The sequence below is a fragment of the Actinomyces sp. ZJ308 genome (genome assembly GCF_011752065.1).
GTDB lineage: Bacteria > Actinomycetota > Actinomycetes > Actinomycetales > Actinomycetaceae > Actinomyces.
The window spans coordinates 79,665-101,757 of the sequence record NZ_JAAIJY010000006.1; the positions used below are offsets into that span (position 1 = coordinate 79,665).

The 22,093-nt window shown below is 67.8% G+C and carries 15 protein-coding genes; 8 read left to right on the forward strand and 7 right to left on the reverse strand.

The features are described 5' to 3' along the window. Window positions 1-16 precede the first annotated feature (16 nt). Window positions 17-991: a zinc-binding dehydrogenase gene (locus HCR68_RS04830; RefSeq protein ID WP_167146903.1), complete on the forward strand. Its 975-nt coding sequence runs from the start codon at window positions 17-19 to the stop codon at window positions 989-991. A gap of 81 nt (window positions 992-1,072) precedes the next feature. Here HCR68_RS04830 and HCR68_RS04835 read toward each other — a convergent pair whose 3' ends face one another. Continuing rightward, window positions 1,073-3,919 carry a CshA/CshB family fibrillar adhesin-related protein gene (locus HCR68_RS04835; protein WP_167146906.1) on the reverse strand — a complete coding sequence of 949 codons (2,847 nt, stop codon included), beginning with the start codon at window positions 3,917-3,919 and terminating at the stop codon, window positions 1,073-1,075. A 282-nt stretch (window positions 3,920-4,201) separates the two neighbouring features. Between HCR68_RS04835 and HCR68_RS04840 the strand changes: the two genes are divergently transcribed. Continuing rightward, window positions 4,202-4,960, forward strand: a complete 759-nt coding sequence (locus HCR68_RS04840; protein ID WP_167146909.1) for a DUF364 domain-containing protein — start codon at window positions 4,202-4,204, stop codon at window positions 4,958-4,960. 34 nt (window positions 4,961-4,994) lie between these two features. Here HCR68_RS04840 and HCR68_RS04845 read toward each other — a convergent pair whose 3' ends face one another. Both HCR68_RS04845 and HCR68_RS04850 read right to left on the reverse strand, forming a co-directional pair. Beyond that, on the reverse strand, window positions 4,995-5,849 hold the full coding sequence (locus tag HCR68_RS04845; protein WP_167146912.1) for an aldo/keto reductase: 855 nt from the start codon (window positions 5,847-5,849) through the stop codon (window positions 4,995-4,997). 85 nt (window positions 5,850-5,934) lie between these two features. After that, window positions 5,935-6,480 carry a hypothetical protein gene (locus tag HCR68_RS04850; protein ID WP_167146915.1) on the reverse strand — a complete coding sequence of 182 codons (546 nt, stop codon included), beginning with the start codon at window positions 6,478-6,480 and terminating at the stop codon, window positions 5,935-5,937. 176 nt (window positions 6,481-6,656) lie between these two features. Between HCR68_RS04850 and HCR68_RS04855 the strand changes: the two genes are divergently transcribed. Then, window positions 6,657-7,178 (forward strand): peptidylprolyl isomerase, encoded by a 522-nt coding sequence (locus tag HCR68_RS04855; protein WP_167146918.1) that lies wholly within the window; start codon window positions 6,657-6,659, stop codon window positions 7,176-7,178. Between the two features lie 178 nt (window positions 7,179-7,356). Beyond that, the gene (locus HCR68_RS04860) at window positions 7,357-8,196 is read left to right on the forward strand and encodes a rhomboid family intramembrane serine protease (RefSeq protein ID WP_167146921.1); all 840 of its coding nucleotides are present in this window, start codon (window positions 7,357-7,359) and stop codon (window positions 8,194-8,196) included. 296 nt (window positions 8,197-8,492) lie between these two features. Here the strand turns inward: HCR68_RS04860 and HCR68_RS04865 are convergent, their stop codons facing one another. Next, entirely contained in the window at window positions 8,493-9,053 is a 561-nt protein-coding gene (locus HCR68_RS04865) for a cell division protein CrgA (RefSeq protein ID WP_167146924.1), read from the reverse strand. Window positions 9,054-9,247: 194 nt separating this feature from the next. Between HCR68_RS04865 and HCR68_RS04870 the strand changes: the two genes are divergently transcribed. Together HCR68_RS04870 and HCR68_RS04875 are read left to right on the forward strand one after the other, a co-directional pair. After that, window positions 9,248-10,021: a class E sortase gene (locus tag HCR68_RS04870; protein ID WP_208320506.1), complete on the forward strand. Its 774-nt coding sequence runs from the start codon at window positions 9,248-9,250 to the stop codon at window positions 10,019-10,021. Beyond that, the gene (locus HCR68_RS04875) at window positions 10,021-10,179 is read left to right on the forward strand and encodes a hypothetical protein (RefSeq protein ID WP_167146930.1); all 159 of its coding nucleotides are present in this window, start codon (window positions 10,021-10,023) and stop codon (window positions 10,177-10,179) included. The genes HCR68_RS04870 and HCR68_RS04875 overlap by 1 nt, the downstream gene beginning before the upstream one ends. A 116-nt stretch (window positions 10,180-10,295) precedes the next feature. Here the strand turns inward: HCR68_RS04875 and HCR68_RS04880 are convergent, their stop codons facing one another. The 3 genes from HCR68_RS04880 to HCR68_RS04890 form a co-directional block, all read right to left on the reverse strand. Further along, on the reverse strand, window positions 10,296-13,184 hold the full coding sequence (locus tag HCR68_RS04880) for a cation-translocating P-type ATPase (protein WP_167146933.1): 2,889 nt from the start codon (window positions 13,182-13,184) through the stop codon (window positions 10,296-10,298). 327 nt (window positions 13,185-13,511) lie between these two features. Continuing rightward, the gene (locus HCR68_RS04885; protein WP_167146935.1) at window positions 13,512-16,928 is read right to left on the reverse strand and encodes a hypothetical protein; all 3,417 of its coding nucleotides are present in this window, start codon (window positions 16,926-16,928) and stop codon (window positions 13,512-13,514) included. Between the two features lie 191 nt (window positions 16,929-17,119). Continuing rightward, entirely contained in the window at window positions 17,120-18,496 is a 1,377-nt protein-coding gene (locus HCR68_RS04890; RefSeq protein ID WP_167146938.1) for an anaerobic C4-dicarboxylate transporter, read from the reverse strand. A gap of 522 nt (window positions 18,497-19,018) precedes the next feature. On the opposite strand from HCR68_RS04890, the gene HCR68_RS04895 reads away from it, so the two are divergent. Then, the gene (locus HCR68_RS04895) at window positions 19,019-21,541 is read left to right on the forward strand and encodes a transglycosylase domain-containing protein (protein ID WP_167146941.1); all 2,523 of its coding nucleotides are present in this window, start codon (window positions 19,019-19,021) and stop codon (window positions 21,539-21,541) included. A 250-nt stretch (window positions 21,542-21,791) separates the two neighbouring features. Continuing rightward, window positions 21,792-22,079: a 30S ribosomal protein S6 gene (rpsF, locus tag HCR68_RS04900; RefSeq protein ID WP_126414640.1), complete on the forward strand. Its 288-nt coding sequence runs from the start codon at window positions 21,792-21,794 to the stop codon at window positions 22,077-22,079. Window positions 22,080-22,093: the final 14 nt, after the last annotated feature.

The following is a 22,093-nucleotide window of genomic DNA, read 5'->3' on the forward strand; positions in this document are numbered from 1 at the left end:
ACAGGAAGGTGAATCCATGAAGGCCATGCAGATCATCAGCTTCAACGGCCCCTCCGGGCTGCGCTACCAGGATGCTCCCGTCCCCGAGCCCGGGCCGGGAGAGATCGCGGTCGACGTGGACCATGCCGGTGTCGGCTACGTCGAGGCGCTCTTCGCCGAAGGACTCGTTCCCATCGAGCTGCCCTGGACGCCGGGGCTCGAGGTGAGCGGCCACGTCAGAGCCCTTGGCGAAGGTGTGAGCGACTACCGGATCGGAGACGCCGTCGCCGCTCTGACCATCACCGCGGGAGGAGGCTACGGCCAGGTTGCTGTGACGCCCGCTGAGCTGGTGACCCCTCTGCCCACCGGACTCGATCCGGTCCTGGCCGCCGCCGTCCCGGCCAACACGACGACGGCGCTCATCGCCTTGGAGGAGGCCGCCCACCTGCGCGGCGGGGAGAGTGTGCTCGTCCACGCCGCGGCCGGGGGCCTCGGCTCACAGATGGGCCAGGTCGCCCGGATCCTCGGAGCCGGACGCGTCGTCGGCGTCACCCGCAGCGAGGCCAAGCGTCAGGAGATCCTTGACCTGGGTTACGACGAGGCCTGGCTGACCGAGGACCTGGCCGAGGCCGAACCGGCCCAGTTCGACGTCGTGGCCGACCCGGTTGCCGGTCCGGCCAGGCTGCGCAGCCTTGAGCTGCTGCGTACGGGTGGCCGGCTGCTGGTTCTGGGAGATGCCGCTCAAGAGGAGGATCAGCAGGTGAGCACCACGTCGCTCTGGCTCCGGGGTGTCGGGGTCATCGGCTTCAACCTCGGGGCGCTCAGCAGTATCGACGCGGCGCTCGTCGGGCGCTACCTGCGGCGCGCGGTGGAGCTCGTGGCCTGCGGAGACCTCACCGTTCGCGTCACCGGTCGGATCCCGATCCAGGACGCCGCCCGAGCCGTCACCACCGTCCGGTCCGGGGCCACCACCGGCAAGATCGTCCTGACCCACGAGACTCACGCGGACTGAGGCCTGACGGGCGCTGCCGATGTCGAGGCATCGGCAGCCCGTCAGGTGAGTTCCAGCGGTCCGTTCAGATCATGAATCGAGTCATGAATTCAGCGCTCGACGGCGTTTGCGTGCTTGGATCGCCATGACCAGCGCCGTGATTCCCAGGAGGACCCCTCCGGCGATGAGGTAGGTGGTGGTGGCGCTGCCGCCGGTGAGGGGAATGGCGGGAACGGTGGTCCTGCGGTTGGTGATGGTACCCAGGTCGATGACCTGGTTATGGGTGGTGATGGTGATGGTGCGGGGTGTGGCATCGAGGATGTAGCCGGTGGGGGCCTTGGTCTCGGTGAGCTGGTAGCTGCCGTAGGTGAGGCCTGGGAGCGTGAAGGCGCCGGGTTGACTGTTGGTGTCGAGGCCGTCTTGGGGACAGGTGGTGGTGCAGTCGGTGACGGTACGGGTCTTGTCGGGAACGGGTTGGCCGTTGGCGTCCAGGGGGGTGAGGGACCACTGGGAGCCCTGGAGGGGGTGGCCGGTCTCGTCGGTCTTGGTCCAGGTGGCTGTGCCTTGGATGGGGTTGTTGGTGATGTGGCCGAGGTCGAGGCTGGGGGTGGTGTCGGTGGCGCTGGCGGGAGGCGCGGAACCGTCAAGGGTCTTGGTGATGGGGACCTCGGAGAGCTGGTAGCCGGTGGGGGCCTGGGTCTCGGTGAGGGTGTACTGGTCCCAGGTGAGGTTGGTGACCTTGAAGTAGCCGGGTCGGGGGTCCTGGTCGGGTGAGTCGGTGGGGCAGGCGGCTCCGCCTCCGTTGTCGTTGTCGCAGTCGGCAACGGTGACCTGGCCGCCGGTGAGGGCGGTGGCGGCCAGGGTGAAGACGGTGCCGGCCAGGGGGTTGTTGTCCTGGTCGGTCTTGGTCCAGGTGATCTGGCCGGCTTGCGCGGTGTTGGTGATGGTGCAGTGCATCCACTCGCCGGTGGCCAGGTGGAGGGTGCTGGTGGCCTCGTCGAAGGATGAGATGGCTTGGGCCAGGTCGGAGCTGGCGTGGGGGGTGCAGGTGATGCTGGGCTTGTATCCGGCTGCCTTGGGTGAGGTGGAGGACTCCGACAGGACGGTGTCGCCCTCGGGCTGGTAGGCGGTGAAGCCTCCGGGGCCGGTGGCGGGAGTGCCGGTGGTGGGGGTGGCGGTCAGGGTCCAGTCGTTGGGGCTCAGGCCCTGGGTGCCGGCGGCGGTGTTGTCGACGGTCTTGGTCATGGTCAGGTTGGGGAGCTGGACCTGGACGGGGTGGTCCTCGACCTCGCCGTTGAGGGCGATGCCGGTGGGTTGGGGGTCCTCCGCGCCCTGGCCGTTGGCCAGGGGGCCGGTGATGCGCAGGCGCATGAAGGTGGTGGCCTGGTTGCCGGTCAGGGTGGTGCGTTGGGCGTCCTGGGGGACGGTCCAGGTCAGGGTGGCGGTGCCCTGGCTGGTGCAGGTGGTGACCTCGGAGCGTTCGGTGGAGTCGAAGGAGCCGTTATGGTTCCAGTCGACCCAGCCGGCGATCTTGGTTCCCTGGCCCGAGCAGGTGATCCGCTGGCTCCACTGCTTGCCGATGTCGGTCCAGATGACCCGGTCCCAGCCTGCGGGCAGGGCGTCCTCGTCGGCCGTGCCGGTGGTGTCGTCGGCACTGGCGTCGGCGCTGTAGACGATCGACTCGTCGTTATCCGTCAACCCGCCCAAACGAACCACAGCCGGACCGGCCGAGGCGAGGCGCTGCCGCCTGGCTGCCTGAGAGAGGTTGTGCCAGGAGCCGTCCTCCGCCTGGGCGGGTCCGCGCTGGGAGGAGATGTCGAGTGCGCCGTAGCCGGAGAGCTGTCCACCGGCCCAAGAGGGCTGGTAGGCGCTTCCCGCACTGCCGTAGCTGCTGGGCGCGTCACCGTAGTCGATGTAGGAGACAACACCCAGAGCCACAGCGCTCTTACCGCCTCCGTGAACCTCAACATAACCACTCTGCGTATTACTGATCAGCATGACCGACGACGGACCATAACCCCCACGGACTTGACTGCTGCACTCGCTTCCATCCGGGCGCAGCTTGATGCCGTTGCGGTTTCCCACAGGAGTGGACATAGTGATCAGCCCGCCCCAGGAGCTGGTGCTGCACCCTGTTGCTGGTTGAGCGGTCTCAAGTAGGCGGTATGAGACGTCGCGGTTGGTGTCGTAAGGAGTCGGAGAGACCCCGATGTACTCCCTCTGGCCGCCGGCTCCCTGCCAGTTGGATCCCTCGGCGTCGGCGAAGACCATACCCTCCATCGGCAGCTCCACCTTGTTGGGAAGAGCGTCGAGCTGATTCTTGGCGGGCTTGGTGGATGAACTGACGAGATAGGCCTTGCAGTCCACGTGGAATTGGTGGGTGGAAGAATCCTGAAGATTAACGATGCCGACTAATAGGTTGGAACGGAAGTTGCTGCCCTTGGCGACACCATTATTGTAGTTCGATCCGTCGTTGTAGAGACGGGCCAATCCGTCTCCCTGCCAGTTCCCGGTATTATATTCGACCTCAATTCCCCTGCGAGTAGTCAGCCTGGAGTTGTTCCTTCCCACTTCCGTCGTGATGATGTTGGAGATCGTGCATCGGCTCGTACGCCACATGTCATCGGAGATCTGAGTCGGGGTGGACCAGGCGACACCGGTGGCTCCGTCAGGAAGGATGCGCGTCCAGTTCTCCACCCGGGTGTTGGTGATGCCGGTCCAGTCGATCCAGTCGATGACAGGGGTGAATCGACCCAGGCCTCCGGCGGGGTTTCCGTGGACGGCCTCGGCCGGAGGGGTCGGGAGCGTGACGGTACCCAGAGCCGCCCCTGCCAGCGCCAGCGCGCAGAGGGCGGCGCCACGCCGCCGGCGGATGCGCGAGGACCTCAGCGCGTGACGTGCTGAGGGAGATTCCGTCGTGGCTGCGCGGGCGAGGAGACGGCGAAGCATGAAGCAGTACCTCGATCTAGGGGTATGGGCCCAGTCAAGGTAGCATCGGTAGAAATCGCCGAATATCCGGTGCGACTTCTTGCAATGCAACAGCAATCCGGGTCACGGAAAAGTCTCCGCTGCTAATTCTGTACTCTGGTGAAATAGTTATCCCGCCATTCTTCCTTGGATGCGAACACATAGCGTTGTGCCCGCCGCCGGTGCACTCCGAGGGCCTGTGCGATCGGCCGGCGGCGCCTACGATGGTCAGGACAGGCTGCACTTACTGAAAGGTGACCCCTCATGTCTCACCCGTGGGAGATCTACGACGCGCTTCTCGACGAGCTGCCCGGCGACGTCGTCGTGCGCGCGGCCGGCCGGGGACCGCGCTGGAGCCGCGTCCTCAACTCCGTAGGCGGCGTCGGCTCGGCCTGGACCATGGACGTCCAGAGCCGTCCGGCCCTCGTCGAGGGACCGCTTGAGGACCGCCCGCTGCGCGACGTCGCCGCCCTGGTGAGGTCCTGGAACCTTGCCGAGGCCAGCATCGGCCAGGCCGCCATCAACTCCTGGTACTCGCGTGAGGAGACCGCCTTAGCCAACGGCTTCGAGCCCACCGGTGAAGGACTCACCTGGCGCCAGGTCTTCGACCCCTACCGGGAGATGATCGTGGGCAAGAGGGTCGCGGTCATCGGTCACTTCCCCTTCGCCGAGGCCGCTCTGGCCACCGCCGGGGAGTACATCTGTCTTGAGCGCAACCTGCAGCCCGGCGACTGGCCGGACAGCGCCTGCGAGTACGTCCTGCCCGAGTGCGACGTCGTCTTCATCTCCTCGTCGAGCTTCGTCAACAAGACCGCGCCCAGGCTCATCGAGCTCTCCCGCCACGCGCACACGGTCCTCGTCGGTCCCTCGACGCCGCTCAACCCCGTGCTCCTCGACTACGGCGTCGACACCATCACCGGCTTCGTCGCAGCGCGCTCGCTGTCCGATCCGGCCGCGCTGGCCGAGCTGGTGCCGGCCGGCGACATCGGGCCGGGCTTCCGCGTCCACCGCCACCGCTCCTGACGGCGGTCCGACGCCGCAGCCCGGCCCGCAGCGCTCACACCTGAATCCGATCGGGGTGCGAGCCGGTGCGCACGTCCCGGTCCAGGGCGTCCAGCGCGGCCATGCGGCCGTCGTCGAGCGTGAAGGTGAGGACGTCGGCATTGGCCGCCATACGCCGGCGATGAATCGACTTGGGGATGACCACCAGACCGCTTTGCAGGTGCCAGCGAATGATGACCTGCGACGGGCTCACCCCAAGACTCTCGGCGATCTCCACGACGACGGGATCGGCCAGCAGCCTGCCCCGTCCCAGCGGCGACCAGGACTCCGTGGCGATACCCAGCTGCGCGTGCACGCGGCGCAGCTCGGACTGGACCAGCCAGGGGTGCAGCTCGATCTGATTGACCGCCGGGACCACGCCCGTGGCCTCGATAATCCGGTGCAGGTGCTCGGGCTGGAAGTTGGACACCCCGATGGCGCGTACCCGTCCGCTGTGAAGGATCTCGATCATGGTGCGCCAGGTGTCCACCAGGTCGATCCCGGGGGAGTCCGCCAGGGGCCAGTGGACGAGGAACAGGTCGAGGACCTCCAGTCCCAGCGCCTCCATCGTCGCCTCGAAGCTGCGCAGCGCGTCGTCGCGCCGATGGTTGGGATTGTTGAGCTTGGAGGTGATGAACAGGTCCTGGCGCGGCAGGCCGCAGGTCGCGATCGCCCGTCCCACACCCGCCTCGTTGCCGTACATCTGGGCGGTGTCGATGTGCCGGTAGCCCACGTCCAGGGCCTCGCGGACAACGTGCTCGGCCTCGGCGTCGGCCACCTTGTAGGTTCCGGCGCCCAACTGGGGGATGAGCACCTCCTCCCCATTGGTTCCGCGGGTCAGGGTGATGGCGGGAACGGACAGAGCGCTCATGCCTCCAGGTTACCCACGGCGCACGACGACGGCGCCGTGTGGTCAGGAGACCGGCACGGCGCCGTCGTCGACGGGTCTGGGGGTGTCAGGCCTGAGCGTCCTCGGGGCTGATGCCGTAGCCGGCCTCCTCCTCGGTGGAGTCGGCCCAGTACTCCTCGGCCCACGGGTCCTCGACCGGCTGGCTACGACGCCATACGACGTAGGCGCCGGCAGCGGCCGCGCCGGCGACGGCGAGCCAACCCAGGGTCTTGAGCACGCGGTGCTTCTTCTGCTTCTTCACGGGAACCTCCAATGCGGCGGACTTTGCGGCAACAGCCACGCGCTGGGCGCGCTCTGTCAGGGTACCGTCCGTACCCGCTGCGGCCTGGGCAGCCACGGCGGCGCGCTGCGCACGCGGAATGTAGTCCTCGACAACCCGCTGGCGAGCGTCGTTGACCACTGGCTCCAGACGCTCCTGTGCGTCCTTGGCGGCGCGGGCCACCTCCTCAGCGGCCTTGCTCACGTGCGGTGCCGCCCACAGGGCGGCCCGCTCAGCCTGATCGACGACGGACCCGGCGAGGGATGCTGCCTCCTTGCGCAGATGAGTAGTGTCGAGCTTCTTGTCGCAGCATGTCTTCGTCAGGCAGGACATGATCGCCTCCCAGGTCGGATACGGATACAGACGGTCGTTGTGCAACGTGCACTAATGGTTGCACCGTTGAGCGATCGCGCCCACAAGATGTCCAGGCGTTTTGCCTGGGGTGAACAGCGCCGCACACCGTTCAGGGTTCGTACCGATAGACGCGGGAGCGTGCCACCATGGCCCCTATGGAAGCGACTCTTCACACCAACCTCGGCGATATCCGGCTGGAGCTCTATCCCGAGCAGGCTCCCGAGACCGTCACCAACTTCGTGGGGCTGGCCACCGGCCAGAAGGCCTGGACGGATCCTCGCACCGGCGAGGAGTCCCACGCGCCCCTGTACGACAATGTCATCTTCCACCGCGTCATCCCCGGCTTCATGATTCAGGGCGGTGACCCGCTGGGCACCGGCACCGGCGGCCCCGGCTACGTCTTCGACGACGAGATCGACGCCTCCCTGACCTTCGCCGCCCCCTATGTCCTGGCCATGGCCAACGCCGGCCGTCGCCTGGGCAAGGGCACCAACGGCTCGCAGTTCTTCATCACCACCGCGCCCACCGAGTGGCTCCAGGGCAAGCACACGATCTTCGGTGCCGTCACCGACGAGGCCTCCCGCGCCGTCGTCGACGCGATCTCCGCCGTCGAGACCGACCCCCGAGACCGCCCGGTTCAGGACGTCATCATCACCTCGGTGGAGATCACCGAGTAGTCGTCAGGAGATAGCGGGTCGGTCGCCCGTCGGCAACCGCCCCGCTACCGATCCGCCGCTGAAACACCGGAATCGGGTGTGATTCGCCCCTGTGACGCCGCTGGGACACGGGTCCCGGCGGCGTCGTTGTACCCGGTCCCACCCGCCGAGCCCCGACCTTTCCACCCAGGAGTACTCGATGACCTCAGTGAACTCGTCCGCCGAGCAGGCGCCGCCGGTGTGCCCCCGCCACCCGGACACGGTGGCCTACGTGCGCTGCCAGCGCTGCGAGAGGCCCACCTGCCCCGCCTGCCAGGTGCCCAGCACCGTGGGCGTGCACTGCGTGGACTGCGCCCGCCGGTCTCAGTCCGGCCGGCGCCAGGCGCGCACGCTGCTGGGCGGAACCGTGGTGTCCGACGCCGTCGTCACCAAGGTGCTGATCGGCCTGTGCGTGGCGGCCTATGTGCTTCAGGTCCTCGCACCGGCCCTCGACGCCCGACTGGCCTTCGTACCGGCGCTGGCCGCCGGCGAGCCCTGGCGGTTCCTGACGACCGCCTTCCTCCACGCGAACTACATGCACCTCGGCTTCAACATGTGGGCCCTGTGGGTGCTGGGCGGTGCACTGGAACCGGTGCTCGGGCGCTGGCGGTTCACCGCCGTCTACCTGCTCAGTGCCCTGGGCGGCTCGACGGCGATCTACTGGCTCGCCTGGCCGGGCACCGACTCCTGGGTCACGACGACGGTGGGGGCCTCGGGGGCGGTCTTCGGCCTGTTCTCCACCATGTTCGTGGTCCAACGGCGCTTCGGGCGGGACACCTCGGGAATCGTGGCGCTGCTGGCGATCAACGCGGTCATCTCCTTCCTGGGAGCCAACATCTCCTGGCAGGGGCACCTCGGCGGGCTCATCGTCGGTGGAGTCGTCGCAGTGGTCTACGCGTGGGCTCCCCGCGGGAGGCGACAGGCTGTCGGGGTGGCGGGAACCGTCGCGATCGCGCTGGTGCTCGTGGGGCTCAACGTCGTGCGGGCCTTCATCGCCTGACAGACCGAGCAGCCCGCAGGAGGCTCAATGACATCGGTGGAAGAACACGGGTGTGTTTCATCCACACCTGGGGACACAGATGTGGAAACACACCCGTGTAGTTATCCACAGGTGTGTCTACACTTGGGGAAAGTCCGGGTGGGTTGTGGGGAGCGAGTTGTCCACTGATCCACAGGAGGTCTGTGGAGTGCCGTGGCCGCCCGGGCACGACTGCTGACAGCCGCGAGGCCCCCGAGCCTGTGCTCGGGGGCCTCGCGGCTGTGTCGGTTGAGCGTGCGGAACGCTGTCGGGACTCGTTACTTCCAGCGCAGCAGGCCGAGGAAGCCCGACATCATGATGAGGAAGCCGATGTAGAGGTTGCCGTTGAACAGCCAGTCGGTGGCATGGTGCTTGGCGAAGTAGGGCAGCGGGTACAGGCCGTTGAACAGATAGGTGGTGACCACCCACAGCAGCCCGATCACCATGAGCGTCACCATGGTGGGGGCGTACCAGCGCGGTGAGGCGGTGTCCTTGATCTTGGCGGGGGTGCGCGAGACCCGGTTCGCCGCGGCGCGCGACTCCTCCTCCAGGACCTTGGCGGCCTTGGCCGGGTTGCCCGAGCGCTCAGGGTGCTTCTTCTTCGACGACGAGCTCTTCTTGGAGCCCTTGTCCGCCTTGCCCTTCCTCTCAGACTTCTCGGACGCGGCCGAGCTCTTCTGAGAGTCCTTCGCGGAGCTCCTCCCGGACTTCGCCGAGTCCTTGTCCTTCGTCGAGGCCTTCTCAGTGCTCTTCCCGCTGCTCTCGCCGGAGCTCTTCCTCGAGACCTTCTCCGAGCTCTTGTCGGCGTCGTCCTTCGTGGACTTCTTCTCCAAGGCCACCCTGGGTCTCCTCACTGGTTGGGGATGGTGGCGTGAGACCACCGCAATACATCCGGGCCTAGCCTAGGACATGCGCAGAAGCTTCCTCACGGTGTGCTCTGTGATACGTCCACCACTCCGGGCTGGTCACGGGCGGGGTGTGCCGCCTTAGACTGGCCGTTACACTCATGAAGTCTCAGTCCTGAGGAGGGGCGATGGCCAGAGGAGGTCTTGTGCGACACCGAGCGCCCGGCCAGAGCCGCGCTGTACGAATCTTCAATGGCACTTTGACCGGGATCGGCGAGCTGCTCATCACCGCCGGTCTCGTCGTCGCGCTCTTCCTGTGCTGGCAGCTGTGGTGGACCGGCATCGACGCCAACGCCAGCGCGCAGGCGGTGGCCACCCAGTTCCACGACAAGCAGGTGGAGTCCCCCAAGACCGAGGGGACCAAGCACTACGACGATCCTCCGGTGATGGACAAGGCCGGCTACGGCGAAACCATCGGGATGCTCGTCGTCCCCAAGTGGTACGGCGTCACCAACAACAACATGCCGATCCTGGAGGGGACCGGATCCGACGTCCTGGACCAGGCCGCCGCGGGCCACTACCCGGACACCCAGCAGCTCGGGGAGCTCGGCAACTTCGCCATCGCCGGGCACCGCCGCACCTACGGCAACTCCTTCCGTCGCATCGACCTGCTGCAGGAGGGCGACGAGATCGTCGTCTCCACCGCCAGCACCTGGTACGTGTTCACGGTGACCAACCATGAGATCGTCCAGCCCGAGCAGGTGGAGGTCATCGCCCCGGTGCCCGACCAGCCCGATGCCCAGCCCACCGAGCGGTACATCACCCTGACCACCTGCCACGGCTCGACCGCGGGCGAGTTCGGCAACGATCAGCGCTGGATCGTCCACGCGAAGTTCTCCTACTGGATGGACCGCGCCGAGGGGCGCCCGGCCTCCGTGCTCAACGATCCGGGGGTCAACTGATGTACGGCTTCATCTGGAGGCACCTTCCAGGACCCGCATGGCTCAAGGCCATCGAGGCACTCATCCTCGCCGCTGGGATCGTCTATGTGCTCATGCAGTACGTCTTCCCCTGGGCCAACGAGACCTGGCACCTCTCCGGCAACGCGGACGTCGGCTGAGCGCCGCGGCCGGCTGCGGCCGGCCACCGCTCCCGGCCGACTCCGGACTCAGAACCAAGGGGGCCCGACCGTCACCAGACGGCCGGGCCCCTTCGAGTGTCCTGAGCCTTCACGCCCTACCGGCTCATGAGCCGGCTGGTGAGCTTGCGCAGCTCATCGACCCACAGGACCAGGGAGGCCATGACGATGACGACCGCCCAGTGGGCCGGGTCCAGCGACGTCGTCGAGAAGGCCGCCTGGAGGAAGGGCACCTCCACCACGGCGACCTGGAGCACCAGGGTCAGGCCGATCGCACCCCACAGCCACTTGTTGACCAGCAGGTGGCTGAAGGCGCTGACCGTCTCCGAACGCGAGTTGAAGGTGTTGAACAGCTGGGCCAGGACCAGCGTGGAGAAGGCCGCCGTACGGGCGGTGTCCAGGTCGTCGGTGGACAGGGAGGTCTCGATGAGGCCGCCGGGCAGGAAGAAGTCCAGCGTCGCCAGGGTCGAGAAGGCCATGACGGCGCCGACCAGCAGGACGCCGCTCCACATGGCGCCGTCGACCACCCGGTCCGTGGGCTTGCGCGGCGGACGGGCCATGACGTCCTCCACGGAGGGGTCCACGCCCATCGCCAGGGCAGGTCCGGAGTCGGTGACGAGGTTGATCCACAGGATCTGGGTGGCCAGCAACGGCAGGACGACGCCGGACTCGCTGTGACCGCTCAGGCCGATGACGCCCGAGAGCACGACGCCGCCGAAGACGGTGAGGACCTCGCCCATGTTGGAGGACAGCAGGAAGCGCAGGAACTTCTTGATGTTGTCGAAGATGCGCCGGCCCTCGCGCACGGCGTCGACGATGGTGGCGAAGTTGTCGTCCGCCAGGACCATCGTGGCGGCCTCCTTGGTCACCTGGGTGCCGGTGATGCCCATGGCGACGCCGATGTCCGCGGCTCGTAGGGCCGGGGCGTCGTTGACGCCGTCGCCGGTCATGGAGACCGTGTGACCCTGGGACTTCAGGGCGTGGACGATCCGCATCTTGTGCTCGGGCGCCACGCGCGCGTACACGCTGGTGTCGGCCACGGCCCTGGACAGGGCGTCGTCGTCCATCGCCTCCAGCTCGCGGCCGGTGAGGACCGGGGCTCCGCGCTCGACGATGCCCAGGTCCGCGGCGATGCGCCCGGCGGTGGCCGGGTGGTCGCCGGTGATCATGAGGACGCGCACGCCCGCCCGGTGCGCCTCGGCCACGGCCACGGCCGCCTCGGGGCGCGGAGGGTCGATGATGCCGACGACGCCGGCCAGCACCAGGTCCCGCTCCAGGTCGGACAGGTCCGCCTCGCCGTCGCCGGCGGCCGCCTCGCGCACACGGGCCGCCTCCTCGTCGGTGAGGACCCGGTAGCCGACCCCCAGGGTGCGCAGCGCCCGGCCGGACATGTCCGCGACGTGCTCGGTGAAGCGGGCCCGGGCCTCGTCGGTCAGGTCGGTGGCGGTCTCGCCCAGGCGCATCTGCGTGCAGTGCTCCATGAGGACGTCGGGGGCGCCCTTGGACATGATGATCGTGCCGTGCTCGGTGTCGGTGAGCAGCACCGACATCATCTTGCGCTCGGAGGTGAAGGGGACCTCGCCGATGCGCTCGAAGCGCCCCTCGCGCTGGCCGTCGGTGCCGAGCTTCTTCTCGGCGACGAGGAAGGCGCCCTCGGTCGGGTCGCCGACGACGTTCCAGACGTCCTCGGTGACGTTGAGCTCGGCGTCGGAGGCCAGGGTCCCGCCGGAGAGCACCACGGTGACCTCGTCACGCAGAGGACCCTCGAGGGGATCGGCGTCGGGGCGGCCGTCACGGTCGGCGTCGGGGGCGACCTCGCCGTCGGGCGTGTAGCCGATACCGGTGACCACGGAGGTGCCCGAGGCGGTGACGACCTCCTGGATCGTCATCTCCGAGCGGGTGAGCGTGCCGGTCTTGTCCGAGCAGATGACCGAGGCCGAGCCGAGGGTCTCCACGCTGGTGAGCTTCTTGACCACCGCCTTGTGGGTGGCCATGCGCTGCACGCCCAGGGCCAGGACCACCGAGAGGATGGCGGGCAGGCCCTCGGGCACCGCGGCCACGGCCAGCGAGACGCCCAGCAGCAGGGCGTGAACGATCGTGTCCGGCGTGCGCTCGGTGGCCAGGAGCAGCAGGGTGCCCACGACCACGACGGCGATGATGACCACGACGATCCCCAGCATCTTGGAGATCGCGTGGATCTCCTTCTGCAGGGGCGTGTCCTCCTCCTCGACGGAGTCGAGCATCTGGGCGATCGCGCCCATCTCGGTGTCGGCGCCGGTGGCGACGACGACGGCGCGTCCCGTTCCCTGGGCCACGGAGGTGCCCCGGTAGACCATGCAGGTGCGGTCTGCCAGGTCCGTGTCGGCGCCGACCGCCTCCGGGGTCTTGACGACGGCGTCGGCCTCCCCGGTCAGGGAGGACTCGACCACGCGCAGGGCAGCGGCCGAGACCAGACGGGCGTCGGCACCGACCTGGTCGCCCTCGCCCAGGACGAGGACGTCGCCTACCACCAGCTCGGAGGAGGGGATGACCAGGCGCGAGCCGTCTCGCAGCACCGTGGAGGTCGCCTCGGTCATGGCGGACAGGGCGGCGACGGCGTCGGCGGCCTTGTTCTCCTGGACGAAGCCCAGGACGGCGTTGAGGGTGACGACGGCGAGGATGACGACGGAGTCCACCGGCACGCCCTCGGCCCCCTCCAGCACCCAGGCGATGGTGGAGATGACGATCGCCACCAGCAGGAGGTAGACGAGCGGGTCGTTGAACTGGCCCAGGAAGCGCAGCCAGGCGGGAGTCGGCGGCTTGGAGGGCAGCTCATTGGGTCCGTCGGCCGCCAGGCGGTCGGCCGCGGACTGGGCGCTCAGACCGGAGGAGGTGTCGGTGCCCAGGTCCGCGGCGACGGCGTCGGCCGGGCGGGCGTAGGGGGAGGGCTGAGTCGTTGCGGCGCCGGCCGGATCGGCCGATGTGTCCATGGCAGGTGCTGTGGGCATGGGCGCTATCCCATCAACGGCTGTAGCCCCTCACAAGCCTCCGCAAGCGTTTTTAGGGTGAGTCACACGGGTAGTAGTTCCCAGTGTGACAGTTGAAGCGATTTCAGTGTGAACTTTGGTGGGTTTTCAGTGTGAACTTTGGTGAGAGCGTCGTCGTCGGGCGTTCCGGTGCCGCTGCCCGGCACGTCCACCGCGCTCTGCGGGGACAAAACGCACGGTGGGGGACGGAACACGCGTGCGGGGACAGAATTTCTGTCCCCGCACGCGTGGAAGGTCCCCGTCAGTGAGAGGGGGTGCGTCAGGCGCGCACGCCGGCCGGCGTCAGCCTCAGGCCAGCGAGGGCTGGAGGCCGAGCGTGCCCACGAGGTGCTCGCGGTAGGCCGGGGAGCTGACCTTGTCCAGCCAGGCGCGGGCCTCGGCCAGGCGGCCCTCGATGCCCAGGCGCTCGATGACCTCCTCGTTGTTCTCCCCGGTGTAGAAGCGGGTGAGGTCCTCGATGGCCTGGTGGGCCTGGCGGGTGTCGCGGGCGACCTTGGCGTCCAGGCGCGCCGCGTACCACGACGAGCTCAGGATGTTCTCACGCTCGAACAGGGCGCGGAACTCCGGGCTCGTCAGGTCCCAGCCCTCACGGGAGGTGCCGTCGATCATGATCTCCAGCAGGGCCCGCAGCGGCGGCACGGCCCACTCGATGGAGCCGTCGGCCCGGTAGTGCTCGGCCACGACCTTGTGCGTGGTGACGATGATGTCCACCGAGTCGGCGAAGACCGCCTCGTCCTGCAGCTCGGGACGCAGCATCTCCTCGGTGAAGACGACGTCGGGGTGCAGGAAGATCCTCCCGAAGAAGGTCGAGGCGAAGGCCTGGTTCATGCGGTAGCCCAGGCGCGAGGCCTGAACGGTGCGGCCCTCGTACTCGAAGTCCTCGATGCGCTCGAGGTAGCCGCCCTCGATGAGGCTGCGGGCGTCGCGCTCCTCGGTGCTCATGCGGGAGAAGATCTCCGGGATGAGCAGCGAGATGTCGTGGGCCACCTGGACCTTCGGGCCGATGTAGCCGGCCGAGGACAGCCAGCCGTCGTAACCGCTGAGGGCGTAGGACAGCAGGGCCGCGTTGAGGTCGTAGATGGCCGGCAGGGCGTTGAACGGGGACTTGGTGAGCGCCCCCTCACTGCCGGCACCCGTCGTCGAGGGGGACTTGCCGGTCATGGAGGAGATGAACTCCATGAACAGCTCGGGCAGCTCCATGTAGTGCAGCGGGTTGTAGGCGCACAGCGGCGGAACCCCGTCCTCGGGCGGGTTGTTGCGGCGCCCGGCGGCGACGACGTCGACGCTGTGGCGCAGCGGCTCGACCAGCGGCACGTCGCGGAAGAGGTGGTTGGTGAGGTCCGCCAGCGCCACGTCCCTCGGGTTGGCGATGTCCGGGCGCACCTGGAGGTAGCGGGGGTTCTTGGTGGGGGTCCCGCCCACCAGGCGCGGGTCGGCCGTGGAGACCCAGTAGGTCTCCTCGGCGGCATCCTCGGCCTCGGGCAGGGCGGCGGCGCGGGCCACGAGGTCCTGCATGGGCCGGGTGAAGCGGGACAGGCCGGGGGCGTCGGCCGCCATCGCCCGGGCGTCGTCGGGGGTGAGCGGCTCGAAGTTCGAGATGAACAGGTCCGCCTCCGGATCGGACATGTCCGACTCGGTCTGCTTGTCGTAGCCGCGCACGATCGCGTCGTCGGGCCGCTGGAAGAGCAGGGACTCGCAGTTGGTGACGAACTTGCGCGACAGCTGCGAGTCCGGGGTCGAGACCAGGCCGCCGGGAGCCACGATCGAGGCGGTGATGTCGTCCTCGGTCTGGACCTTGGCGGCCGGGGAGAAGTCCGGGCGCAGGGACAGCAGGCGCCAGGCGCCGTCGTCCTCGAAGCCCACCCGCAGCATGTTGACCTTGATGAGCTCCTCATCCAGGCGCAGGGAGTTGCCCTTGCGGCCGTTGATGATGCCCACGGAGAAGTGGCTGCGCCAGTCCTTGTCCCAGCTGGGCTGGTAGAAGCGCTTGACGGTGAAGATGAGCTCCTTGATGTGGGCCGGGATCGACTCCAGGAAGGCGTTGTACTCGTCGGTGTACAGCGACGAGGGCGTCAGCAGCTTGATGACGCTTCCCAGCGAGCGGCGCTCGGAGAGGATCGAGCGGTGGTTGTCGCTCTTGTTGGCCGGGTCGACGAAGCGGTCGGCGTAGTTGCCGTCGAGGATCTTCTGGACGGTGTCGAAGTCCTCGTCGACGTCGCCGACGTAGGCCTCGCCGAAGACGAAGGCGTCCAGGAGGGACTTGGAGATCTCCGACTTGCCGCCGCCGGAGACCGTGGCGGGCTTGTGGGCCTGCGTGGACCAGGGGGCGGTGCCCACCAGGTGCCACTGGGTGGCGTCGCCCTCGCGGTGCTTGGCGTGGACCCGGTAGCCGTTGGGGGCCACGTAGGTGTTGCTCACCAGCAGCGGGATCGAGGCCTCCTGGCCGTCGGGGCGCCTCCAGGTGATCGTCTGGTTGCGCATCGAGTAGTGGGCGCCGGCCGGCACCAGCACCACGGTCGGGTCCTCCACCACGACGGCGGAGCCGTCCTCGCGCACCTCGAAGCGGCCGGGGTTGCGCTCGACGACGTGCTCGAGGGTCAGGCCCTCGGGCGTGTGGATGTCGGTGTACTCCTGGCCCAGGTTGTAGCGCGGGTAGGCGACGGCGCCGCCGGCGTGCTCCTCCTCCACGCAGCCGAAGAGGTTGGCCGAGTACCCGATCTGGGTCTTGACCTCCTTCTTGCAGTAGCCGAAGTAGTTGTCCGCGATGACGGTGACGATGACGCCGCGCTCGTCGCGGGCCACGCACTTGAAGGCCTTGCCGCCGTTGTAGAGCTCGTCCTCGGTCTTCCAGCACTGGCCATCGCGGCGCTGGCGCTCGGTGGCCTCCTCCCAGGAGGGCAGGCCCAGCTCCTTCTTGGTCAGGGTGGTCAGGTGCGGGGCGAGGATGACGCAGCCGGTGTGGCCGGTCCAGGACTCCGGGGCCAGGGAGGCGTCGTTCTCCGGCAGGTAGGGGTCGCCGCCGTTGCCGAAGATGCCCTCGACGAAGTCCAGGTTGGAGACCAGGCCGCCGGGGGCGATGAAGCGGATCTCCATGGAGCGCTCCGCGGAGAAGCCGGGGACCTCGGGCACGACGACGGGGCGCAGCAGCAGGGAGACGAAGCAGCGGGCCGGGTCCTCCTGCCCGGAGGCCCACGGCAGGGTCAGCAGGTCCTCGGGGGCCTCGACGGCGTGGGCCAGGAGGCGGGCGAAGACGTCGCGCGGGACGGCGATCTTGTCGTCGGGGATCGGCAGGCCGCCCTCGGCGACGTGGAAGACGCCGGCGGTGGTGCGGCGGTCGTTGCGGGGGTTGTGCAGGACGCCGCCGAGCACCTTGTAGCTCTCGACGTAGTCTGAGGTGAAGCTGGTGGAGTCCGCCGGCAGAGACAGGGCCCGCGCCAGGCCGGGCTGGTCCAGGACGAAGGTCGAGCGCGGCAGCTGCGGGGTGGCGGCCGCACCCTCCAGGTAGGAGTCCAGGAAGGTCTGAATGCGCTGGTCGGCGGCACAGGGGCGGTGAGCCAGCCGGCGGGAGAGCTCGCGCTGGCGCGCCAGGATCGGGGACATGAGGCGGTCCGCCTCACTCTGCTCGACCTGTGCCGGGGCGGAGATCCCCAGCAGCTCCAAACGCAGGGCGATGGCGGAAGTAGTGGCCGCGTCTGTAGTTGTCATGGCACGAGCCTAGTCAGACGGGACGACACTCTCTTGTTACGTTCTGCCCAGAAGGACGGCTTCAGGAGTGTGTTCGCCGTCGCACTGACGCCAGGGTCCGTGGATGCCCACGTCGACGCACTCGTCACAGGCGACATCGGGCCGCGTCCTCTTCGACGAATGCGTCGGTAGTGACAGTGGTGACAACCGGCTCAGGACAGGAGCAGCTGGGACAGGGCGGTGCCCACGAGGCAGGAGGTGATGACGCCGATGAGCCCGGGCACCAGGAAGGAGTGGTTGATGACGTACTTGCCGATGTGCGTGGTACCGGTGGGGTCGAAGCCGATCGCAGCCAGGTCCGAGGGGTAGGTGGGAAGAATGAAGTACCCGTAGGAGGCGCCGATGAACCCGACGACGACGACCGGGCTCACCCCGAGTGACAGTGCCATGGGGGCGACGATGAGGAGTCCGGCCGCCTGGGAGTTGACCAGCTTGCCGATGATGAACAGGACGATGGCGTACATCCACACATGGCTCGACAGGACGCCGGCGAGGCTGTGCTCCAGGGCCTCCAGGTGGGCGTGAACGACCGTCTCAGTCATCCAGGCGACTCCGAAGATGGAGAACATGGCGGTGGCGCCGGCCTTGAACACGGGGGTGGAGGCGATCTTGCCGGCCTGCACCCTGCAGGTCAGCAGAATGAGGGCCCCGGCGGCGAGCATGACCATCTGGATGACGAGGTTCATGCTCAGGTGCTCCATCTTGCCGCCGTCGCCCGTGGGGAACTCGGGACGCAGCACGTCGAAGGCGCCCAGGACGACGACGGCGGCGATGGCGCCCAGGAAGATCCAGGTGGCGCGGTAGGCCTCGGGCGAGAACACCTTCCCGATGAGGGTCTCGGAGCTGGACTGGACGGTGGCCCGGAACTCCGGGTCCTCCAGGCGCTTCTGGTACTCCTCGTCCTTGTCCAGGTCCTTGCCGCGACGCATCGACCACAGGGCGGCCAGGAGCACTCCGCACAGCGACGCCGGAATGGAGATCGCCAGGATCTGGAGGACCGACCAGTGCCGGTCGGTGTTCTTGGCGATGATGGAGACGATCGAGACCGTGGCCACGGAGACCGGTGAGGCGGTGATCCCCATCTGGGCGGCGACCGAGGAGGCGGCCATGGGGCGCTCGGGTCGGATGTCCTTCTTGATGGCGATGTCCGCGATGATCGGGAGCATCGTGTAGACCACGTGCCCGGTTCCGCACAGAACGGTGAGGAACCAGGTGACGCACGGACCCAGGATGGTGATCTGCTCGGGATGTCGGCGCAGGACCCGTTCGGCCATCTGCATCATGACGTCCAGGCCGCCGGACTGCTGGAGGGTGGCGGCGCATCCGATGACGGCCAGGATGGTGAGGATGACGTCGACCGGCGCCTCGCCCGGCTCCAGGCGGAATCCGAAGACGAGGATCAGCAGGCCGATCCCGGCGATGAGACCGAGGGCGATCCCTCCCTTCTTCGCCCCGACGATGAGGCAGGAGAGGATGATGACGACCTGGAGAATGATGCTGAGGGTCTGGAGGGCGGTGCTGGCGTCCATGGCGGATCTCCCCAGTGAGCTGGACGGGCGGTAGCCGGCGCTCCTCGCGTGGACGAGGATCTGATGCGTGGAACTGACACTCTGTCAGCGTCGTGTCCAGTGTCTCACTGCTGGGCGGGGACCATTGTCCCGATCGATGCCGGCTGTTCCCGGTGCGCCTCGATGCCCGCTGGGCGCGAACTCACATTCTGGTTCCGCAACCACCTGCAAACGGTTCTCAAAGCGCGTGAGCGCGCTGGTCAGGGCGAATCAGGTAGCGCTCAGGTAACGTCCTGCGGAAGCGTCATGGCTGGTTCCCAGGTGCGCATCGCTACCGTCACTGCCCACTGTTCCCCCATACTGGACCGCAGTCGACGCCCGATGCGGCTTGCCCGCAGCGATCGCGCCTGATCGCCGTCGGCAGTCTTGCAGGACGGCGACCGGTGCTCGAGTCGGCGCCGACAGCCAACATCGGTCATGATGGAACCGAAGACCGCAACCGGAGCGTTATCCCCCGCGCCGTCGCGGAACCCAGTCACATCCATGACAGTCAACCGAAACGAGGAGCGCGTGGCAGAAGGCACGAACGGGGGCGGACCCAGCCGCCCCGTCGGCAAGAAGCTGTCCCAGGTGACCAGCGCCGGCCGGCAGGCGCTGAGCAAGGCCTCAGGGTCCGCCAGGAAGTCCGGGAAGGATCGCAGGCCCGCACAGGCCGAGCGGTCCAAGGACGCCGCCTCGGGGCGCAAGCGCCGTTTCTTCAACTACCCTCGCGCCGGCAAGGGCAAGATCCATCGCTGGATCCCCAGCTGGCGGTTCGTCCTGGGCACCTTCCTGCTGGGGGTGCTGAGCCTCATCGCCGCCTTCGCGTGGGCCTACAACACGATCAAGGTCCCCAAGCCCAGTGAGTTCGCCCTCGCGCAGAGCAGCACCGTCTACTACGCCGACGGGACCACGGAGATGGGCCGGTTCGCCGAGATCAACCGCACCTCCGTGGACACCTCCACTCTGCCGGAGTACGTGGGCAACTCGGTCGTGGCCTCCGAGGACCGCTCCTTCTACTCCAACCAGGGCGTCGACCCCAAGGGCATCGCCCGCGCCCTGGTGAACAACCTGCGCGGAGGCGACACGCAGGGCGCCTCGACCCTGACGCAGCAGTACGTGAAGAACTACTACGTCGACACCACCAGCTCCTACAGCGGCAAGTTCAAGCAGGCCATCATGGCCATCAAGATCGATCGGGAGAAGTCCAAGAAGGAGATTCTGGGCGACTACCTCAACACGGTCTACTTCGGTCGCGGCGCCTACGGCATCGAGGCGGCCTCGCAGGCGTTCTTCGGCAAGGCCGCTAAGGACCTGAGCCCGTCCGAGACCGCGCTCCTGGCGGGGATCCTGCCCTCCCCCAGTGCCTGGGACCCGACTGAGAATCCGGACAAGGCCGAGGAGCGCTGGGCCCGAGTCCTCCAGTTCATGGCCGACGACGGCTACATCACCCAGGAGCAGTACAACACCGCCAAGCAGGCGGGCATGCCGGCGACCATCGAGTCTCAGACCAAGCAGGTGTACTCCGGGACCAACGGGTACCTGCTTCAGATGGTGCGCACCGAGCTCGAGGACAAGGCCGGACTGGCGCCGGAGCAGATCGACACCGGGGGCTTCAAGATCGTCACCACGATCAATCAGAAGGATCAGGACGCGGCTGTCAATGCGGTCAACTCCCTGCCCGCGGGCGCCTCCCCGAACCTGCGCAAGGCGCTGGTGTCCATCGACCCCAAGACGGGGGGCATCCTGGCGCTCTACGGAGGTGAGGACTATCTGACCAGTCAGGTCAACACCTCGACCAATGCCATTGCCCAGGCGGGCTCCACCTTCAAGCCCTTCGCGCTGGTGGCGGCCCTGGAGAACGGGTGGGCCCTGGGAAGCAGCTACCCGGCCACCTCGCCGATGACCATCGAGGGGCACGAGTTCCAGAACTTCAAGAACGTCTCACTGAAGTCGGCCAGCCTGACTGAGGCCACGGAGCAGTCGCTCAACACGCCCTACCTCCAGCTCAACCGGGATCTGTCCAACCAGGTCGACCCGCAGGCGACGGCCGAGGTGGCCAACCGCGCCGGCTATCCCCAGAAGACCAAGGGGCTGGAGTCCGACGAGGAACGGCAGTTCGTGCAGAACGTCCTGGGATCGGCCTCGCCGCACACGATCGACATCGCCTCGGCCTACTCCACCTTCGCCGCTCAGGGGGTCAAGCGCGACACCCATATCGTGGCCTCCGTCAAGAACTCCGACGGCGCGGACCACTACACCCCGGCGACCGAGGGGAAGCGGGAGTTCGAGGAGGACGTCATGGCGGACACGACCTACGCCCTCCAGCAGGTCGTCTCCGGGGCGAACGGCAGCGCGGACAAGGTGGCCGTCCAGATGGATCGTCCGGTCGCCGCGAAGACCGGGTCGTCGTCGGACAACAAGTCCGCCCAGTTCGTGGGCTTCACTCCGCAGGTGGTCACCGCGGTGACCCTCTACCAGACCGGTGAGGACGGTTCGGAGGAGTCGATCGAGCCCTGGGGCGAGTATGACGAGATCACCGGCTCGACCTACCCGGCAGACATCTTCATCGACTACATGAAGGTCGCCCACGAGGGACTGAAGGTCGAGGAGTTCCCGGAGCCCGCCGAGATCCCCGCGACGCGCGGCGGAGGCACCGGTACCGCCAAGCCCACCGCCGAGCCGGAGGACGAGTCCACTATGGCCCCCACCAGCCCGCCCGAGGAGACCCAGGCGCCCACCACCGAGCCCACGCCCGAGGTGACCCAGCAGCCCGAGGGCACGCAGCCGCCGGAGGGTCAGCAGACTAGCCGACCGGAGTCCACAGGTGACGCCAATAACAATGGCGGCAACGGTGGCAATGGTGGCAATGGTGGCAACCAAGGTGGCGGTAACCAAGGTGGCAATAATGGCGGCAACAACGGCGGCAATGGTGGCAACAACGGAGGTGGAGGCCTGCAACCTGGGGACCCGGGTGGCGATCAAGGCAATGCTGGTCAAGATGGTCAGCAGGGCGGCGTCCGCTAACGTCCCACTTCTCCGCGGCTGACACCCGCATTCCGGTAGGCACCCGACGGTGGGCCGACGACGTGTTGCACGGCACGTCGTCGGCCCACCGTCTCGGCTTTCAGCGTCACCGGGTTGTCCGGTAATGTGGCGAACTGGCTGCGTCGTCGGGCGGATGAGCCTTTTTCCGCCGGATGGTGCGCCGCACGCATCACCCTCCTGTCACGGAAGGACCGTGACCGCCACAGACCAGAGGAGGTGGGTACCAAGCATGCGTCACTACGAGATCATGATCATCCTCGACCCCGAGACGGACGAGCGCACCGCCAACGCGACGCTCGAGAAGCTGCTGCAGGTCGTCCCCAGCAACGGGGGCACCGTGGACAAGGTCGACATCTGGGGCAAGCGCCGGCTGGCCTACGACATCAAGAAGAAGTCCGAGGGCTTCTACGCCGTCGTGGACATGACCACCACGCCCGAGACCGCCCAGGAGCTCGACCGCCAGCTCGGCCTCAACGAGACCGTCCTGCGCACCAAGCTGCTGCGTCCCGAGGCCTGAGCCTCTACCGGGAA

Excerpts from the sequence above, each read along its gene's own strand:
- HCR68_RS04830 (WP_167146903.1), top strand. The coding sequence starts at position 17 with ATGAAGGCCATGCAGATCATCAGCTTCAACGGCCCCTCCGGGCTGCGC.
- HCR68_RS04835 (WP_167146906.1), bottom strand. The coding sequence starts at position 3,919 with ATGCTTCGCCGTCTCCTCGCCCGCGCAGCCACGACGGAATCTCCCTCA.
- HCR68_RS04840 (WP_167146909.1), top strand. The coding sequence starts at position 4,202 with ATGTCTCACCCGTGGGAGATCTACGACGCGCTTCTCGACGAGCTGCCC.
- HCR68_RS04845 (WP_167146912.1), bottom strand. The coding sequence starts at position 5,849 with ATGAGCGCTCTGTCCGTTCCCGCCATCACCCTGACCCGCGGAACCAAT.
- HCR68_RS04850 (WP_167146915.1), bottom strand. The coding sequence starts at position 6,480 with ATGTCCTGCCTGACGAAGACATGCTGCGACAAGAAGCTCGACACTACT.
- HCR68_RS04855 (WP_167146918.1), top strand. The coding sequence starts at position 6,657 with ATGGAAGCGACTCTTCACACCAACCTCGGCGATATCCGGCTGGAGCTC.
- HCR68_RS04860 (WP_167146921.1), top strand. The coding sequence starts at position 7,357 with ATGACCTCAGTGAACTCGTCCGCCGAGCAGGCGCCGCCGGTGTGCCCC.
- HCR68_RS04870 (WP_208320506.1), top strand. The coding sequence starts at position 9,248 with ATGGCCAGAGGAGGTCTTGTGCGACACCGAGCGCCCGGCCAGAGCCGC.
- HCR68_RS04875 (WP_167146930.1), top strand. The coding sequence starts at position 10,021 with ATGTACGGCTTCATCTGGAGGCACCTTCCAGGACCCGCATGGCTCAAG.
- HCR68_RS04880 (WP_167146933.1), bottom strand. The coding sequence starts at position 13,184 with ATGCCCACAGCACCTGCCATGGACACATCGGCCGATCCGGCCGGCGCC.
- HCR68_RS04885 (WP_167146935.1), bottom strand. The coding sequence starts at position 16,928 with ATGACAACTACAGACGCGGCCACTACTTCCGCCATCGCCCTGCGTTTG.
- HCR68_RS04890 (WP_167146938.1), bottom strand. The coding sequence starts at position 18,496 with ATGGACGCCAGCACCGCCCTCCAGACCCTCAGCATCATTCTCCAGGTC.
- HCR68_RS04895 (WP_167146941.1), top strand. The coding sequence starts at position 19,019 with ATGACAGTCAACCGAAACGAGGAGCGCGTGGCAGAAGGCACGAACGGG.
- rpsF (WP_126414640.1), top strand. The coding sequence starts at position 21,792 with ATGCGTCACTACGAGATCATGATCATCCTCGACCCCGAGACGGACGAG.